Here is an 18,017-nt window from a genome sequence, read left to right as displayed (position 1 = left end):
CGATTTCAAGATAAACCTCGATGAGAGCGGGACGTCCAATGTCTAATAACAGCGAGCGCTTTATTATTGCTCGCTGTTTTCAATGAATTAATATCTGCCTTTGCGGCCCGTTCCGGCGTAATCGAAGTCCCACGAAACATCAATGGGTTCAAACCAGGCCGCTACGCCAGTTTCTTTATCGATATGACGCCCGAATGTAACCTCATCATTCATACTCGGCGGGGAAATACGATATTCCACACGGTATTTTCCATAACCATTCAGTTTCAAATTTTCACCATAGTGAGGACCATCGCTGGCGACCATGGCCATAAATGTGCCGGATTGTGTTTTTTCCGGCTCATCTAACTTAGTAACCTTATAATCGACTTTCAGGTATGGGATCCAATCCCCTTCGGCAAAACCATTTGGATTCTCTTCGACGGCGTGAATATCCGCTTCCAGATGAATATCGGATTTTTCCGCCGCCAGATGATGCATTTTATGTTTGCCTTCCAATGACATGGTGATCGGTTGCAAGTAAACCCCTTGAATTTCCAGTCCATTTTTGATAACCGGTTGCCCAAGAGGGTATTCCAATGCCATAGCCGATGTTGATACCACTCCCAGTAACGTTGCCATGACACTCATCCCGATACGCATTTTGATACCTCGCTGTTATAGTGCAAATAGTTTACTAATAATGATAATCATTATCACATTTATTATTCAAGAAAAATTGTTATTTATCCTGGATTTTTTTAATGGCATTGGTGACCCCAGTGAATTGCCCGCGCGGTATCAGCGCATCAGTAAACAACGTGTTTTTTGAAGATAATTTAATCGATATGTTGATGATTGATTGCCGATATCCATCAAGTTATTGAGCTTTTTTGATTCGCCAGGTTAATTAAAGGTCTGTGTGACAGTCTTATAGCGTGATTGCTATCGTCGTTATATTTTACTTAACTAGGGAAGATATTATTTGCGATTTCTTTATTTCACATGCTAACATCTTGTTATTAATGATAATGTAAATGATTATCATTACTATTTGCATATGGATGATGAGATGACACACACAAATAAAACGATGTTAGCTGCTGTTATTAGTAGTTTTTTTGCCAGTTTTTATGTACATGCAGAAAAAAATCTTAGTAAAGAATCTGTGACAATAACAGTAAAAGCAGAAGAGGAGGGTTCTGCGGATGTTTTGTCAAAGCAGACTATAGGGGCTAATGAGATAAAAGACACACCTGCCAATAATGGTAATTTGAATGATTATCTGCAAACCGTTCCTAGCGTTCGTGTTGATAATAGCGTTCAAAATGGTCTTAATAATGGTGAAATAAAACCATTGCCAATTTCTATTAATGGCGCTCCATCAGAACAAACTGCATATATGATTGATGGGGTTAATATTAATAATGATATCGATCCCACATCTTCATTTTTTGATGGAACAATGGGCGTTAATCCTAATAAAAGTGCAGAGCAAGCATACTTTTTTGACGCCAATATGCTTGCGGGGATTACGGTATATAACAACAATGTGCCTGCTAATTTAGGCGGATTTACTGGCGGCGCTGTTGTAGCAAAAACGCGGCAATATAGTGGTGAAAATCACTTTTCAACGAGTTATAGAACTACACGTTCTGGTTGGTCATCGCTACGAGTTGATGAAAATGCAAAACAAGCGATGGACAATGCCATTCCAAACGGTTTTAACGCAGAATTTCAGCCTGTTTATAAAAAAGACTTCTTCAATATGGTCGCTGAGTATGGCCTGACTGATGATGTTGGCGTTGTTTTGGGTTTTAGTCGTAGAGATTCTAATATCCAACAAACACGGATGCTTAATCCAGAAGGTGAAACGGATAAGCGTAATCACACTCGCCGTTCAGATAATATTCTTGCTAATTTTAATTGGACTCCTGATGTTGATCAAACGTTAGAAATCGGATTGCGTTATTCAGATTATCGTGAAGGAAAATTTTACGCGACAAATATTGATGGTAATGTATCCGATACACATCAAGCTTATGGCTCAACAGTACGATGGATAAAAAATGTAAATAACGGAACATTAACCACAACAGCGGCCTACGATAAATTTACCGATAAGCGTGATTCAAATAGCGCACAAGCTGAAGTGATTAATGATTTTGGTAGTGGATTAGATTTTGAGCTAGGTGGTTATGGAGATAGTCAGTTAACTCAGAAAAATATTCATTTAAATTTAGATTATGCTATGGACAGCATGACGCTAGGAAATAGTCAGCATGTCTTTAATCTGGGAGCAGATTATCGTCGAACTCAATATGAATTTAATCGTGATCAAGATGTAACTTCTGCTATTTATACCATATTTGATGGAAGCAAGACCCCACCTGTTGACATATTGGTTGCGCACGAAGGGCAGATAAATACAGAGCATCAGGATTATGCTATTTATACTCAGGATACGGTTAAATGGGGTGATTTTACTATTCGCCCCGGTGTTCGTATTGAGCGAGATAACTATCTTAATAATACAAATATTGCGCCACGATTTATGGTTAATTGGCAAGCATTGCCACAGACTAAAGTTAATTTTGGCTTGAATCGTTATTACGGTCGCTCATTTGCAGAAATGAAACTTTCAGGTGAAATATTAAAACTGAGCGATGATCATGTTCGTGATTATAGCTCTATCGAAAATTTAAAAACGCCTTATTCAAATGAACTTAGCTTTGGCGTTAATCAAGGGTGGAGCAATTGGCTTATTTCAGCCAATTATACCTTCAGAAATTACAAACAACGTATTGTCGTTAAACGTAATGAAATTGGTGATAAAAAAAATGATTCATTTATTAATGGTGATGATTTCAATGCCCATATTTATACCTTGCAGATAAGTAACAAAACACCATGGGTATTAGGTGCAACAGAATGGAATGCCACATTAGGTGCGGATTGGCTTAATACGGGAAGAGCAAATTTAGATCGTGCACTTGACGCTGATGAAATGGTCAGTTTAGATGGCAAATTAATGACTCGCGCCCAAATGGAAAAAGAAGTTAATAGCAATGAAGAAGAGTGGACAATCCGATTAGGTTTAGACATGAAAATGCCGCAGTACAATATAACTTGGTCAAATAAAGTGTATGTTAAGGCACCCATCCATAGCTATATAGAAACCAATAATACGGAACAATTAACTCTCTATAAAAGCATTGATTTTGGCACCCATGTTCAATGGGATACTCGTATTCGTTGGCAACCACAATTACTCGGTTCACATCAAATATATTTCCAGGCAGAACTGCTTAATGTACTCAATCAAGTACGCAAACTTGAAACAGGCGGATATAGCTCTAATGAGTACGGAATATATACTCCAGGCCGCCAATTATGGTTGGAAGTAGGGTATGAATTTTAATAAAGTTAATTAAATTCTCTTTTTATCAGTCACCAACCAGAAAATTAGTCTGGTTGGTGTGATTATTGTATACCAATCCAACTTAAATATAAGGCCTCGCGTCGTCTTGCGGATTGCAACTTGAAGTTTAGCGAATATAAATACAAGATGAAAAATCAATTAAATCTGAGTAACAAACGATTTTTGCAGCAAATCTACTCTCTGACTGCACCTTATTGGCGAAGTGAAGAAAAAAGAATTGCATGGTTTTTATTAACTCTCGTTATTGCGCTTAATTATTTTATTGTTGAAGTTGCGGTGAAATACAGTGATTGGAACCGTGATTTCTTCAATTTAATGCAAAATAAAGAGTGGCATAATTTCTGGCCAATGTTAGGGCAGTTTATTTTAATTATGGCGATATACTCTCTGATTGATCTTGCTGAAGAATATTTTCGTCGGACTTTAAGAATTCGTTGGCGTAATTGGTTAACAAATGTTTTTCTGAATCAATGGTTGAGTCATAAGCGGTTATATCGCCATCAATTATTATACAGTAATAGTGATAATCCAGATCAGCGAATATCTCAAGATGTAAAAGAGTTTTGTGATCAAACACTTTATCTCGGATTCGGTTTATTACGCACGATAACCAGTCTAATTTCCTTTACTGTTATTTTATGGGAACTTTCTGGAACTTTGCATTTTGAGTTTGCCGGTATCTCATGGGTTATTCCTGGTTATATGTTATGGGTTGCCATTCTATATTCAGTCATCGGAACATGGCTAACACACAAAATAACTAAGCGTTTGATCCCGTTAACATTTGAACAAGAAAAATGTGAGGCTGATTTTCGTTTTCATTTAATGAGAATAAAAGAATATGCTGAATCTATCGTTTTTCTTCGTGGGGAAAAAGCAGAGTTAGCACGCTCTAAAAAATTGTTTTCTAAAATTTGGAAGAACTGGCAGCATCTTACTGGAATGAAGGTTAAATATGGGGCTTTTACCAGTGGATATAATGAAGTGGCTCGTATTTTTCCTTATCTTGTTGCATCACCTCGGCTCATGACGGGAGGTCTACAACTTGGCGATATGATGCAAACAGCGACCGGTTTTTACCGCGTTCAGGAAGCATTCAGCTGGTTTGTGGATTCTTATGAATCTGTTGCAAATTGGCGAGCAGTAACAGAGCGTTTAATCACCTTTTATACTCAACTCGAATCCATTTCCCCTACGGAAAGAATTCATCGCACAACTCAGCCATCATGGTCTGGTTTAGACATTATGCTGCCTGATAATAAGGTGATACAAAGCAATATGACCGGGTCATTTATCCAAAACAGTACCATCTGCGGACCGTCAGGTTGTGGCAAAAGTTCATTCTTACGCACTATTGCCGGATTGTGGCCTCATTATAAAGGACAATTATCAATGCCTTGTGATGATAGTTGTATGTTTATCCCGCAAAAAACATACTTACCAAAAGCCTCATTAAGAGAAATTTTGAGCTATCCAAACATAGATTGCCATTATGATGATTGGGTATTAAAACAGGCTTTGAATGATGTCAGTCTTAAACAACTTATTGATAAATTAGATGTTATTGACAATTGGCAACATAAATTGTCTGGCGGAGAGATACAAAAGCTGATGATAGCCCGGTGTTTGGTACAAAAACCAGAATGGTTATTCCTGGATGAAGCGCTATCTGCACTGGATCATCAAAGTTATATCGCATTGAGCCAACTGCTCAGAACAAAATTAGCGAATAGCCACATTATTGAAATTTCCCATCGTTCAGGGCAACAATTTAATCAAATGCAATTCACATTATGAAAAAGATCACACTTATATTAACGGGTTTATTATGGATGATAAGCTGTCAGACAACGGCATCATTAGATCCAACTTCATCGCTTATTTCATTAAGATATGCACCTGAAATACAAACAGGAAAACTTAATAACGGATTTCGTTATTATTTGGCAGAAAATACAACGCCTAAAGACAGAGTTTATATTCGTTTAGTCGTTAATGCTGGCTCAATGAATGAGGATGATGATCAACGCGGTGTCGCGCACCTTGTTGAACACATGGCTTTTAATGGCACTAAACATTTTCCCGGTAATCAATTGATTACTGAATTAGAAAAAGCGGGTTTAAAGTTTGGGGTTGATATCAATGCGTTTACTGATTTTGAAAATACAGTTTATACGCTTAACTTGCCTGCCAATAATAAGAAATCCATTGAATTAGCTTTAGATATTGTTGCCGATTGGGCAAGGCACGTAACGATATTTAAAGATGATTTAGATGCTGAGAGGGGTATTGTTCTTGAAGAATGGCGTTCACGGTTAGGGCCGACATTACGTCTTGGCGATAAAAAAAGCGCAATAGAAATGGCGGGTTCACGCTATATAAAACGCGATCCGATTGGCGATGTAGACACAATAAAAACAGTCAGTGCGCAACGTGTAGCCGATTTTTATCACCAATGGTATCGCCCTGATAATATGTCTGTCATTGTCATTGGTGATATTGACAAACAAAAGATCCTGACAATGTTGGAAAATAAATTAGGTTCTCAGCCAATCGCTACAACAAAATTAACTGAAATTGATTACACGATCCCTTTAGTCGCAGAATGGCGCAGTGCCTCTGTTTATGAGGCGGATAGAGTAACTCCCGCCGTTGAAGTGAGTTTTTTTAATAATTATCAAGAAGATAATAGTATAGAGCGCTATCGTCAAGATTTTGCTAATCAGATCGCAACTCGTTTACTGAATATCCGTCTACAGCGTTTTGAAAAAGAGAATGAGCATGCAATTAACACGGCTAACTATTTTTCATCAAATATAGGGCGTCAGACAACACAATCTGTATTTTCTCTGCAACTAAACCATGATGATTTTGATCAGGCGACGTTAGCATTGTTCAATTTTTTAGCCGAAATAAAACAAAATGGTTTTAGTCAGGCTGAATTTGATGAAGAGGTTAAGCGGTTAGCACAACTGAATGAAAAAAACAGCAAAAAGGCTACATATAGTATTGATTTAGCAGCAGATGTTATGGTTAGCGCTGCTAGCCAGCAATGGCTAATAGGTAAACAGGATAAATACCAGCTTAATAAATCATTACTTGAACAACTTTCATTAGCAGAAATTAATGATGCATTTTCACGTATCATTGATGCGCATTCGCGCTTAGTTTTAGCAACGCAAACGAGTAAAAATGCAGTTCCTCTTATGAATAAAGACACATTATCTTTAAATTGGGAGCAAGCGATAAAAACATCTCAACCTCGTTGGCAGCAAAATAAGGTAAAAGTTACCCAACTTCCACAATTAGATTTCCGCCCTGGAAAACTTAAGATATTACATAAATGGGATAAATATAACATTATCGAATATCGACTCAGTAGTGGTAGCAAATTGGTTTATCAATATAATGATACCAATCTAGGAAAAGTATTCTTTAAGGCATTAACTCAAGGTGGACTACGCTCTGTACCCACCGAAGATTATCATGTATTACGAATTGCAGCTAATTTGGTTGATGAAACCGGTTTTGGTTCAATACCTGTGGATGATCTACGCAACCTCTTTAATCAAAGTCCTATCGTAATGGCTACCTTAATAGATGATTTTCAACAAGGTTTTTCTGGCTGGGCAGAAAGTGAAAATGTTGAAAATATACTGACCTTATTTCATCTGAAACTTGCTGAAAGTTCAGTTTCCAGCAAAGTCTTAAGTAAATATCAAACAGAAATGCAACAGCAATTGTCTGAAGATAATGCGGATAGTCAGTATCAATTTACACGTCAGATTTCAGCGTTGCGCTATCCTGGACAAAAGACTATTTACGATGTGAATATCAATGATATAAATACGCTCACAACAGATAAATTAAATGATGTTTATAACAAATATATCGCGCAAAGAACGGATTATACCTACTTCATTGTAGGCGATATTGAACAACAGCAAGTTGAACAATTAGCCGCAAAATACTTAGCGTCTGTAAGGGTAAATTCGGATAATCCCCAATTATACCCATTATATGCAAAAACACCAAAGCAACGACTAATAAAAGCAAGTTCATCAGAACCGCGAGCTGAAGTTGAGCTTTATCTCACAATGAATGCGGGTTGGCGTCCTGATGATGCTTATTATCTTGAACTGGTTGGTGAATTAGTTCAGGAACAATTGCGTTTAAAATTACGCGAACAGGCATCTGGAATTTACAGTGTTACAAGTTGGTTTTGGCACAATGCAAAAGAGCCTCAGAATGAAGGCCGGATTATGTTTTCTTGTGCACCGGAGAGAGTTGATGAAATGATAAATCTGACTCATCAAGTTCTTAATAGCATTGCAAAGAATGGTATTGATCCTCAGGTGCTAAATAATACTCTCATTCAGAGTAGAGATAATATTAATCGTTTACATAGTTCAGTGCAGGGTATGCTTGATCTAATCGAGCGTAGTTACATGCTAACTGATAGTCCACTATTAATAGATGCCACTTTGCGCGCTAATCAAGAAGCCACGAAAGATAAAATCGAGCGTATTTCTCGCTATTTTCTCGAAAATGCTGAGATCTTTGAAGCTGTTTTATTGCCAAGTAAAACAGTAAAGTAGTGAAATGGAATGCATTTATGGAACAACTATGAATAAAAATAATTTACTTACTTTAATGCTTTCATTACTGCTTCATGCCGGTGTGTTTTCGTTATTATTTGCATCAACTCAGCAGGTAGATTACAAGTCTCAATCACTCAATCATATGTCATTTTCACCTATATTGTTAACAGCCGAGAGTAAATTTAAGGAATTTAACGAGATTAACCATAAAAAAGACACTTTATTCAGTGAAGATCCAACTTTAGAAAACGTTGATATTGATAATATAGAAGAAGCTGAAATTCAGATGAAAAAGAAACCAAAACAAACACAAGGAAATAAGGTTAATAAAGATATTACAGAGGATAAACTTGTAAGGGAAACTAAAAGGATAAATAAAATCCGTGAGAGCCAAAAAATATCCGCTATTGAAAACAAACGTGATGAACTTGAAAACTCAGATTCTTCTGCAACTGACAATGCGAAAAAACCACAGTTTAACTCTCGGTCTGGTAATATTGACCCTAGCGCAATAGATCTTTACAGAGAGAATTTACGCAAAGAAATTGCGAAACACACCAAATATCCTAATCTAATAAAGAAAATTGAAGGTCTCGTTGAGGTTAGATTTTTAGTAACGCCAACAGGTGAAATAAAATCACCTACTTTAATAAAAAGTTCAGGTAACCGAAAATTAGATAAAGAGGCATTAATAGCTGTTATTCATAGTCAATCTGTGGGAGTACCACCAGAGGGATTTGAAAATACAGTGACTTTTTATATAGAGTTTTTAAAATAAGTTCCGGGCAGATGCCCATTTAGTTGGCAGTATTCGCTACTGGCAACCATTTTTGAGTACCTACAGCACCCTACAGAATATTGTGATAAAGATCAACCAAGCGAGGCTTAGTCTGCTTGCGTACAGTCTCCAGCAATGGCTTTATTTGCTCGAACGATTCCCGTCTCAGATCACGTGGCTATTTTTTTCTCATCCCCATGTTGTACAACTTATTCAGAGAGCGTAAACATGCTCTTAAAAGAATGCGGGGAATCAATCACATTTCAACTATCTCAATATTGTCGTAAGGGAAATTATTTGCCAATGTTTCTGTTAACAAGTTGACACGGGTTATCTTTTAGTTCTGTAAACAAAATTTAAAAGCGGTGAAGGAGTGGCATGAAAATGAAATGTTTCGATTATGCAACATTACCAAGAGTGCAATGGTCTGGAGGGGAAGGCGAAACTAGGGATATTGTTTGCTGGCCTGTGTCTGATGATTTCGCCTGGCGAGCGTGTTTTACGACGATCCATCAAAGTGGGATATTAGGGCAATTCCCTGATATTGAATGCTCAATCATTTTATTAGAAGGAAAGGGCGTCCGCTTGACCAGTCCGGGCTTTTTGGAACACGAATTGGTAAAAAAGATGACGCCATTTAATTTTTCAGGTGATATTTTGACCCATGAGGAATTATTGGATGGTCCTGTACAGTGTTTCAATATCATGACTCGCCGTTCATGTTGGGCTTCTGAGATTTCAGTGATTTCTGATGAACGTTTACTGCCAACGTCACACAGTGGTGTACTTTATGTTTTAAAAGGGCGCTGGGAAATGACAGGGGCGAATTGTGTCCAGCTTGCTTTTGGTCAAGGTGCATGGTGGTTACCAGATATACGAGAAGGGGTAATTAAGCCATTGATTGTGGATAGCAAGCTTTTGTGGGTTGATTTACGCCCGATTGGGTGAATGGGATACTCATTGAAAATTAATACAATAAGCGGCCTGCTTTATAGTGGGCCGCTTAGTTTTATGTGCTCAAAACCAATGGTTTCAAGTTTTAGTTAAAAAAATTTAACCTAAAAAAATGAAAAATAGCTAAAAGCGTATAATCTTAAACTATAGACATATAACGATAAAAGTAATATATCCAAGATATTATTATTTCTGTTATTAATAGTTAAATAAATTATCTCTGCTGGTTTTGGATCGCTATCAAAATAACAGAAGTAGTGAAAACTTAATTTACACTCTGGTAAGGTCATTAATAATTATGAAAAAAATCTTGAGAGCGACTCCACTATTGGCTTTTTCTTTTGGAGTCATGGCAGAACCTGCTCTATCACAATTAGATTGGTACGATGGTAATGTATCTTTTGCATTTGGGCTTGGTTGGCTAAAAGGAGAATCTAACGAACATCTTTATGGATATACTAAGGATCAAAAATACAAAAGTAGCCAATTGAATTGGAAAATTGGCGATGCTCTGATTGCCAGAGGCAAAGTTTCCTGGGATCTCCTTGACAGGCTAACCATGAATGCGGGTGGTTGGGTCAAATTATCGTCACGTGATAGCAAAATGGTTGATTACGACTGGCTGGATGTAAACCAGAGTCATTGGACTCATTGGTCATCCAGCCCTGATACTTCTCTAAACGATGCCAATGAATTTGATTTAAATGCCGCAGGTTGGTTGATTAAACAATTTAATTATAAATTGGGGGCGGTATTAGGTTATCAGGAAACGCGTTTTAGTTGGACGGCTTATGGCGGTAATTATGTCTATGATAATGGCGCTGATATCGGAGAATTTCCTGCGGGGGTGGCCGGAGTTGGCTATAAACAAAAATATAGCCTGCCCTATATTGGATTAACTGGACAGTACCGCTATCAGGATTTTGAATTTAGCCTTTTACTAAAATATAGCCCGTGGGTAAAAGCCTGGGGTAACGATGAGCACTATATGCGTCGTTTAACCTTTCCTCAGCGATCTGATAAAGTGCGTTATTTTGGTGCCAGTATAGATGCCGGTTATTATTTAACTCAAAATACGAAGGTATATACGGCGTTTACCTGGAACAAATATCGTGAAGGTAAAGGTCAAACGAAGCTCATCTATTATGATACTGGCTACACCGAAGATTTAGGTGATAATTCTGGCGGAATTGAAAACCGAAACTACAGTATCGATCTTGGATTACAGTACCATTTTTAATTTTCTTATGATGATATCACTGACAGTTACCGTTTTTTCGGTATCTGTCAGTTTAAAAAGCATTGTCGGTGCCAAGTCCGACTAATTATTCCGTACTAGATCACACCTAAAATTTGATTCAGGTACATGTTAATATGTCACTTGATCAATTTCAGGTTGCAATCCGCAGAACGACGCAAGGCCTTATATTTCCCCGCGCAGCGGGGAAATATAACACGCATCTTGAAGGTTGGATGGGTATAGGATAATGCCATTATTGGATGGGGCACTATCAATTATCTATATATTTCGGCAGTTCCATTTAAATTATTTTGACCAACAGCAGAAGTGATTCGAAAATATTTTGCTCCAGCCTCATCAGCCTTTTTGGATAATTTATCAGTGAGTGCATCCAAAGTTTCTGCTCCTGTTACAGAAATAACGCCAATCTTCTCTCCTACAGCTGATCTGACCTCAATTGCGGCCGATGAGCCAAATGAAATAGCGCTTAATACAAATAATAAAGTAATGTATCTTGAATTTTTCATTTTGAAATCCTATGTTAATTTTCAGTTTGCGAAAAATCTATATAGTATTTTATAAATTTGACAGAAACGTCAGGTTTTTACTACAAAATCTAAAGTTAGCTTTAGGTCAAGAGATATAGAGAAAAATATAAACATATTAATTTGAGAGCATAAAATTTGAGAATAGAATATAAATTAATAGTGGTTACCGATTATTAATCTGTAACCATTTTTTCGCATCAAGCACAGCCATACACTCAGAACCCGCAGAAGTAATGGCCTGATGATATTTGCCATCAGCAACATCTCCGGCGGCAAATACACCAGAGAACGTATGGTTAACCCGGTTGCAATGATTATACTCTCTGCCTGATATTTATTTTTATCACCGAAGGCTACAATAAAAGAAAGACCCGCTCTGGCGACATATATCGCCGTAATATATCCCGCAGGGCCTGTTCCTATAATTAGCACTTTCGTATAAAAAGACATTAAATGCTCCTTGTTTTATCCGTAAATGATAATCCTGGGATCTAAAGCGGGATTAACAAAATAAATCAGCCCAATAATTTACTGAATTAATTCAGACAGGGCTACAAATTTTGAGAAACCAGACTCTTAAATTGTGATAGTGAAACAACGCCAATCAGAGAATCTACGGGTTTTCCATCTTTATAAACTAATGTCGTGGGTATACTGCGAATACCATATTTTACGGCAATATTCTGAAAATCATCGATATTAACCTCTCCAAAAGTGGCGTTCTCTTTCATGTCGTTTGATAATTGGCTGAATGTAGGAGCAACGGCAAGGCAAGGCCCACACCACGGTGCCCAGAACCGGACAACACAAACCCCTTTCGTATTGATAACACTATCAAAATTCGCTTCGGTTAGTTCAATTAATGTACTCATATTGGATCCTTAATCAGGATTATGCATACGGTTATGGTTATCTTAGAATACCTGATATCACATAGTCAATTATTATATTGAATGTTATTTTAATTTAGTGTGTCTTGAACAAGACATATCGCATCAGGTGCCAATGAATTGCTGAGAAATCACATGCGCTCAGGGATAAAAAGCGGCGAATGTTAAAAAAAATCATGATTTTCAATGAGGTTTGTCATGGGGTCAGACAACGGGTATCACTAACATTTTACTTTATTTACATAATAATCAAGCAGGATCGGAATAAGAGCGGTCATTGCCAGTAGTGCGCTCACCCAACCAATAGAAGCTAAACCATAACCGGCATTGATAGCTAACCCGGCAAGTAAAGGGGCCAATGTAATCCCAAGCTGAAAGGCCGAGACGTTGGTTGCTCCGGCTAATGTGGGGGCACCATCGGCAATGGTATAAACCCGGTTCATGACCGCAGGATTGACGACGAAGCCGAATATACCGAGCAAAAATACCAGGCAAATGGTGAGAATCAAATTTTCGGCTAAAAAGGCTAATGCAACAGAGATCAGTATAACGCCCAATGTGCCAATAATCAGCGTCCTGAAAGGGTATTTATCAGTTGTACGGCCACCAATAGTGAGTCCGAAAAAAGCCCCGATACCAAACAGGGAGAGAACCGCCGGAAGCCAGGTGACGGTCAGTTTGCTGGTATCAATAAGCAGCGCTCCTAAATAGCCGAAGATTGCCATATAAGCAGCGGTTGTCAGGATTGTCGTACCATAAGCCACCCATAATCCGGGACGGGCCATCGTTTTTAACTCAATATGTAATACGGGAGACTGCCCCTGTTGTATGTCGGGCAGCATAAACCACAAGACAATCGCGGTAATCAACGTGACCACGGCAATCACCCAAAATCCAGCCCGCCATCCGGCAATATCACTGATCATGGTGCCAAGCGGCCCTCCAATCACCATTGCCATACTTAGCCCACTCACCATAATGGACAGTGCTCTTGCTGTGTGCTCCTTGGTGACCAAATTAACCGCTGTCGTTGCCGCGACCGCCCAAAATCCGGCATAAGCCACGCCTCCCACAATACGGCTAACTAATAATGACCAATAACCTTGTGAAAGCATTCCGGCGGCAGTGGCGGCAATAAATAACGCCTGACTGATCAATAACGTTGTGCGTTTGGGCCAGTGTAGTGTTGCCACTGCCATAGGGGGAGCTCCAAGTAAAACCCCTACTGCGAAAGCGGAAATTAACGTTCCTGTCAGCGGTAAAGAAATTTGTAAGTCCTCAGCAATTTTTGGTAACACACCTGAGATCAAAAATTCAGAGCTTCCCATCGCAAACAGGCTGATTCCTAAGAGGTAAACTACCACCGGAATACGCGATTGAGTAACATTTGAAATGGCCATCATGGACTCCATAGTGATTGACTTTAAGTATATTACATTATTATCATTCAATTTATAAATTGAATTTTTAATATCTATATCAACCCAGCTTCAAGATGCGTGTCGCCTTTCTTAGAAATTACACTTATTAGGCGAATCCAAGAAACCTATTAATAAATGTAAGGAGCATTTATGGGAATTCGTGAACATTTTAAGCGATTACTCTATGAAACACCGGACGATGCTAATGCAATTGAATATCTTCAATCTTGGTGGACATGGGCAAAAATACGTGGCATTACAAATAGGATTGATGAGTTATTACAAAAAACAGGTGTGCCAAAATTTGAAAGAGTTGGCGTTATTCTGGAAAATCGTCCTGAACATATTGCGGTTCTTTTGAAACTCTTGGAGAGCAAGCAGACTATAGTTGTATTAAACCCTTTAAAATTGGCACAAAAATTATTAGAAGATGTCAAACAATTAAATATCAAGGTGATTATAGTCGGAGCGACATTATTTCAAGATAAAAGATTGCTGAGCGAAATAATGATGAATACTGTGATTTTTGAATTAAATCATAGTGGGGAAATTTATTCTATTGGGAGGCAATTACACACAAATAATATAACTGCTTCTGATATTGCCATTGAAATATTAACGTCAGGCACAACGGGAATACCTAAACAAATAAAATTAAGCTATAAAGAAATAGAAAACTCTCTTATAGCAAGCGGGCAAACACCCAGGAACAATCAATTATTAATTGATTCAGTCTCATTAGTGTCAATGCCAATTTTTCACATCTCTGGTCTATGGGGAGTATTAAGCGCTCTATATACCGGAAGAAAAATAGTATTAATGCCTAAATTTGTGTTAGAACCTTGGGTTGAAGCCATCGAGCGCCACAAAATACGAGCAACATTTCTTGTACCTGCTGCTTTGCATGATTTACAAAGCGCCAATATTGATCCGGCTAAAATTAATTCATTAAAGATAATTACCTCTGGCTCAACCTATTGTCCCACTAAATTAATTGATCAAATTCTGGCTCTTTACGGAATACGAGTGTTAATGTCCTATGGCGCAACTGAATTTGCGGGTGCTGTTGCAGGCTGGAATTACGAATTACATAGGGAATGGTGGACCTTAAAATCAGGTAGTGCAGGTAAAGCATACCCCGGTATAAAGCTTCGAATTACCAACGAATTTGGTCACGAACTTCCCATTGGACAAGCCGGTTTCTTAGAAGTTTGCCCGGAAGGAAGGATCTCAGAGGAGAATAAGTGCCGGTGGAGCCGTACCAGTGATTTAGCGAATATTGATGATGATGGTTTTCTCTGGATATTAGGGCGAGCCGATAACATGATTATACGAGGTGGATTTAAAATCCAGCCTGAGAAAATAAAGAATTTACTGGAAACTCACCCTTGGGTTAATGAGGCCGCAATAGTAGGCGTTCCCGATGTTAGGCTTAATACTATTCCTGTCGCCGTTATCGAAACCAATTCAAATAAATATTCAAAAGTCAATGAGTTAGTTAGCCTGTGTCATAAAGAATTATTGCCTTATGAAATACCGAAACATTTTCTTACCATAGATAAATTACCTAAAACGGCAGTAGGAAAAATAAATCATACTGAACTTTTAACGTTTATTAATAATAACTTAAGAAATTAAGTTATCGTTAAAAATAATTAGCCAGGAAATAATAAATAATGAACTCATCAGAGAAAAAGATAATCTTTATAAATAAGTCAAATGATTTTACAGTTAAAAAAGCCACACGTCAGGATTGGGAGTGTGTCGTTCAATGGGGGAATAAAGAAGGTTGGAATATTGGTTACCATGACGCAGATTGTATGTATTCAGTGGATAATGATGGGCTTTTCATTGGATGGCTTGCTGATCAGGCTGTTGCGGCTGTTTCTCTCATCAATCACTCAGAACAGTATGCGATATGGGGTAACTATTTAGTTAATAATGAGTTTAGGGGAAAAGGATATGGAAAAGCGGTATGTAAAGTTGCGAGATCCCATTCAGGTAATCGGGATATCGGTTCAAATGCAATGCCTCACATGGTTTCTAATTATACAAGGTCAGGGTTAAAGCCTATTTATAATATCGTTCACTATACGGGAAAACTAAAAAAAATAGCATCAGAAAATATAAAAGAAATATCTATCGTTAAACCCCATCATATTGACAATATCATAAAATATGACGGTCTGTTTTTTCCAACATTACGGCAAAATTTTCTAAACAGTTGGTTATCTTTCCCTGGACATACCTCATATTTAAAAACGGTTAATGGAGACATTTATGGTTATGGTGTGATTCGGCCTTTGCCCGATGGTTTCCGTATTGGGCCATTAGTCGCAAGAACGCCAGCCGATGCGGAGGAGTTATTTAACGCATTAACTTCAGGCTTGCCGGAAAACACAAAAATCTCTATTTTCTTACCTGAATATGTACATGGATCATTTTTTTCTTTTTTAAGAAAAAGAGAGTTATTTGAACAATATCATGTTGTTTATATGCACAATGGTAGTTTTAAAATGAATATGCCAAATGATATGTATGGTATTGCTAATTTAGACTTAGGGTAATTTTGTAAGCTAGCTACCATCTTTCAAGTTGCCATCAATAATACGGAAATAAGACTTATCTCTCTCCGCGATACGGGGGAGAGATAACATGCTCTGTGAAGTTAAATTGGCATCGGTAAAAAATCCTTCTTTTGCAAATAAGCCAAATAAGTATTCAGTAAATCATAACGTAATTTTGGCAATGTCATATCAATCATCCCCGTTGCTTCTTTTGTTTTTGTATGGTGAAATTTATCTATTTCCTGCCAGAGACTTAATAACTTATCATAGGAGTCTTCTACACCATAGAGTGGCAAGAAACGGGACAGGGCATTACTTTCACCGCTGGAAAGTAATTTTTTTTGCCATTGATAATATTCTACTAGTTCTATATTAAATCCGCAGTTATTTAGCCAGGCAATAATATCGCTCCAATTTATCAGGCCTTCATAATTAAATAAATTAAGGACATTGCCGGTTTCAATGGTATATTTAGTTAACGCCATGATGGATACGGTATAATCAATAGGGGTAAAATTCATAAGACCCGGAAAAATAGGAGCGTAACCTAACTGAATACAGCTCTTCATGAAAAGCATAAATTGATTATCAGCAAAGGGTGCCTCTCCTGTTTTACTGTGCCCTGAAATATAACCCAAACGAAATATGTTTGCTTTACCCCCTTTTTTTACGAAACTTTCCAACAGGCGTTCAGCTTCCCATTTAGAAATTAAGTATCCCATTTCAGAATTGAGCATGGTGTCTCCGGGAAAATCCTCCACAATATTCCCGTATTCATCCGTTTTAGAGGCGGCTGAAAGCGTAGAGGCATAATTTATCACTTTCTTTTTACCTGTGTTAGCCATAGTAATCATGTCATTGACACTATCAACATTAGGCGCTTTTAGTACGTCATAGGGACGCACGTGATTCACTCGTGCGGCTATATGATAAATAACATCGACTTCATTGCACAATTCTTGAAAATCTGAATGGTTAATTCCACACTGGGGTAAAGTAATGTCTCCTTCTATAACTTTAATATTTTTTGCGGACTTTAAGTAGTGAATACCTTCTATAGAAAATTTTTTATAGGCTTCTTCTACACGAGATAATTTGTTTTCATCATCAACGGTTCTGCATAATAAATAAATTGTGCCTATTTCTTCTTTCTGCAAAAAAAAGTCCAAAAGATGTGAGCCAATAAAACCGGTTGCACCCGTTAATAAAACGTTATATTTTACTTTTATCATCCTAATTACCTTTATAGAATATTTACTAGTGAAATTGTGTTTTTATAACTATTTGTTATGAAGATTCAATTATTTAATTGAGTTAAATTTATGTCAATGCTTGTTTTTTGATAAAAGGTGAATAAAAAAGGCTGAAAAACAAAAAAATAATACCTTACTGATATAGTTTCAATGCAATTTATTATTAATTTTATAATTAAATTATGTAACTATTTTGTTTGATATTAATGACAAGATAAAAGATTATTGACTTGACTTCATATTCAATATAATAATTGATTGTTTAAAAGCGGGTTATTTGAGATCGTTATTTCCATGTGTATACCCACCACTTTTCAAGATACAGCGTGCAAGACGACGCGAAG

Annotated in this window: 13 protein-coding genes and 1 pseudogene; 8 read left to right on the top strand and 6 right to left on the bottom strand. The window is 37.4% G+C overall.

Annotation, left to right across the window (positions count from 1 at the left end; translation table 11 throughout):
* Positions 1 to 87 precede the first annotated feature (87 nt).
* Positions 88 to 642 carry an iron transporter gene (locus tag AAY47_RS04245; protein ID WP_047767203.1) on the bottom strand — a complete coding sequence of 185 codons (555 nt, stop codon included), beginning with the start codon at positions 640 to 642 and terminating at the stop codon, positions 88 to 90.
* Between the two features lie 409 nt (positions 643 to 1,051).
* Here AAY47_RS04245 and AAY47_RS04240 point away from each other — a divergent pair, with 409 nt between their 5' ends.
* The 6 genes from AAY47_RS04240 (at position 1,052) to AAY47_RS04215 (ending at position 10,994) form a co-directional block, all read left to right on the top strand.
* The gene (locus AAY47_RS04240; RefSeq protein ID WP_047767201.1) at positions 1,052 to 3,400 is read left to right on the top strand and encodes a TonB-dependent receptor plug domain-containing protein; all 2,349 of its coding nucleotides are present in this window, start codon (positions 1,052 to 1,054) and stop codon (positions 3,398 to 3,400) included.
* A gap of 120 nt (positions 3,401 to 3,520) precedes the next feature.
* On the top strand, positions 3,521 to 5,218 hold the full coding sequence (locus AAY47_RS04235) for an ABC transporter ATP-binding protein/permease (protein ID WP_235428286.1): 1,698 nt from the start codon (positions 3,521 to 3,523) through the stop codon (positions 5,216 to 5,218).
* The gene (locus AAY47_RS04230) at positions 5,215 to 8,019 is read left to right on the top strand and encodes a M16 family metallopeptidase (RefSeq protein WP_047767197.1); all 2,805 of its coding nucleotides are present in this window, start codon (positions 5,215 to 5,217) and stop codon (positions 8,017 to 8,019) included. The genes AAY47_RS04235 and AAY47_RS04230 overlap by 4 nt, the downstream gene beginning before the upstream one ends.
* 28 nt (positions 8,020 to 8,047) lie before the next feature.
* Positions 8,048 to 8,800 carry an energy transducer TonB gene (locus AAY47_RS19910; RefSeq protein ID WP_053014205.1) on the top strand — a complete coding sequence of 251 codons (753 nt, stop codon included), beginning with the start codon at positions 8,048 to 8,050 and terminating at the stop codon, positions 8,798 to 8,800.
* Between the two features lie 378 nt (positions 8,801 to 9,178).
* A complete protein-coding gene (locus AAY47_RS04220; RefSeq protein WP_047767195.1) occupies positions 9,179 to 9,748 on the top strand; it encodes a HutD family protein in 570 nt (189 codons plus the stop codon).
* 235 nt (positions 9,749 to 9,983) lie between these two features.
* The gene (locus AAY47_RS04215; protein WP_235428285.1) at positions 9,984 to 10,994 is read left to right on the top strand and encodes an omptin family outer membrane protease; all 1,011 of its coding nucleotides are present in this window, start codon (positions 9,984 to 9,986) and stop codon (positions 10,992 to 10,994) included.
* 275 nt (positions 10,995 to 11,269) lie between these two features.
* On the opposite strand, the gene bhsA is transcribed toward AAY47_RS04215, so the two are convergent.
* From bhsA to AAY47_RS04195, 4 genes and pseudogenes are all read right to left on the bottom strand, one after another.
* The gene (gene bhsA, locus AAY47_RS04210) at positions 11,270 to 11,521 is read right to left on the bottom strand and encodes a multiple stress resistance protein BhsA (protein WP_047767192.1); all 252 of its coding nucleotides are present in this window, start codon (positions 11,519 to 11,521) and stop codon (positions 11,270 to 11,272) included.
* 184 nt (positions 11,522 to 11,705) lie between these two features.
* Positions 11,706 to 11,828: pseudogene (locus AAY47_RS21625) on the bottom strand (thioredoxin-disulfide reductase); the annotation flags it as partial.
* A gap of 265 nt (positions 11,829 to 12,093) precedes the next feature.
* Positions 12,094 to 12,414: a thioredoxin gene (gene trxA, locus AAY47_RS04200; RefSeq protein ID WP_047767188.1), complete on the bottom strand. Its 321-nt coding sequence runs from the start codon at positions 12,412 to 12,414 to the stop codon at positions 12,094 to 12,096.
* A 239-nt stretch (positions 12,415 to 12,653) separates the two neighbouring features.
* The gene (locus tag AAY47_RS04195) at positions 12,654 to 13,832 is read right to left on the bottom strand and encodes a Cmx/CmrA family chloramphenicol efflux MFS transporter (protein ID WP_047767185.1); all 1,179 of its coding nucleotides are present in this window, start codon (positions 13,830 to 13,832) and stop codon (positions 12,654 to 12,656) included.
* Between the two features lie 171 nt (positions 13,833 to 14,003).
* Here AAY47_RS04195 and AAY47_RS04190 point away from each other — a divergent pair, with 171 nt between their 5' ends.
* Both AAY47_RS04190 and AAY47_RS04185 read left to right on the top strand, forming a co-directional pair.
* Positions 14,004 to 15,491, top strand: coding sequence for a class I adenylate-forming enzyme family protein (locus AAY47_RS04190; protein WP_047767183.1), 1,488 nt, complete (start codon positions 14,004 to 14,006; stop codon positions 15,489 to 15,491).
* A 38-nt stretch (positions 15,492 to 15,529) separates the two neighbouring features.
* On the top strand, positions 15,530 to 16,420 hold the full coding sequence (locus AAY47_RS04185; RefSeq protein ID WP_053014204.1) for a GNAT family N-acetyltransferase: 891 nt from the start codon (positions 15,530 to 15,532) through the stop codon (positions 16,418 to 16,420).
* Positions 16,421 to 16,521: 101 nt separating this feature from the next.
* Here the strand turns inward: AAY47_RS04185 and AAY47_RS04180 are convergent, their stop codons facing one another.
* Positions 16,522 to 17,652, bottom strand: coding sequence for a thioester reductase domain-containing protein (locus AAY47_RS04180; protein WP_047767181.1), 1,131 nt, complete (start codon positions 17,650 to 17,652; stop codon positions 16,522 to 16,524).
* Positions 17,653 to 18,017 lie beyond the last annotated feature (365 nt).

Origin of the sequence: Xenorhabdus griffiniae, from assembly GCF_001028135.1 — a bacterium.
In the GTDB taxonomy this organism is placed as follows: domain Bacteria; phylum Pseudomonadota; class Gammaproteobacteria; order Enterobacterales; family Enterobacteriaceae; genus Xenorhabdus; species Xenorhabdus bakwenae.
The sequence above is the reverse complement of the archived record's forward strand: the minus strand, read 5'-3'. Positions and strand labels throughout refer to the sequence as shown.

Excerpts from the sequence above, each read along its gene's own strand:
- AAY47_RS04245 (WP_047767203.1), bottom strand. The coding sequence starts at position 642 with ATGCGTATCGGGATGAGTGTCATGGCAACGTTACTGGGAGTGGTATCA.
- AAY47_RS04240 (WP_047767201.1), top strand. The coding sequence starts at position 1,052 with ATGACACACACAAATAAAACGATGTTAGCTGCTGTTATTAGTAGTTTT.
- AAY47_RS04230 (WP_047767197.1), top strand. The coding sequence starts at position 5,215 with ATGAAAAAGATCACACTTATATTAACGGGTTTATTATGGATGATAAGC.
- AAY47_RS19910 (WP_053014205.1), top strand. The coding sequence starts at position 8,048 with ATGAATAAAAATAATTTACTTACTTTAATGCTTTCATTACTGCTTCAT.
- AAY47_RS04220 (WP_047767195.1), top strand. The coding sequence starts at position 9,179 with ATGAAAATGAAATGTTTCGATTATGCAACATTACCAAGAGTGCAATGG.
- bhsA (WP_047767192.1), bottom strand. The coding sequence starts at position 11,521 with ATGAAAAATTCAAGATACATTACTTTATTATTTGTATTAAGCGCTATT.
- trxA (WP_047767188.1), bottom strand. The coding sequence starts at position 12,414 with ATGAGTACATTAATTGAACTAACCGAAGCGAATTTTGATAGTGTTATC.
- AAY47_RS04195 (WP_047767185.1), bottom strand. The coding sequence starts at position 13,832 with ATGGCCATTTCAAATGTTACTCAATCGCGTATTCCGGTGGTAGTTTAC.
- AAY47_RS04190 (WP_047767183.1), top strand. The coding sequence starts at position 14,004 with ATGGGAATTCGTGAACATTTTAAGCGATTACTCTATGAAACACCGGAC.
- AAY47_RS04185 (WP_053014204.1), top strand. The coding sequence starts at position 15,530 with ATGAACTCATCAGAGAAAAAGATAATCTTTATAAATAAGTCAAATGAT.
- AAY47_RS04180 (WP_047767181.1), bottom strand. The coding sequence starts at position 17,652 with ATGATAAAAGTAAAATATAACGTTTTATTAACGGGTGCAACCGGTTTT.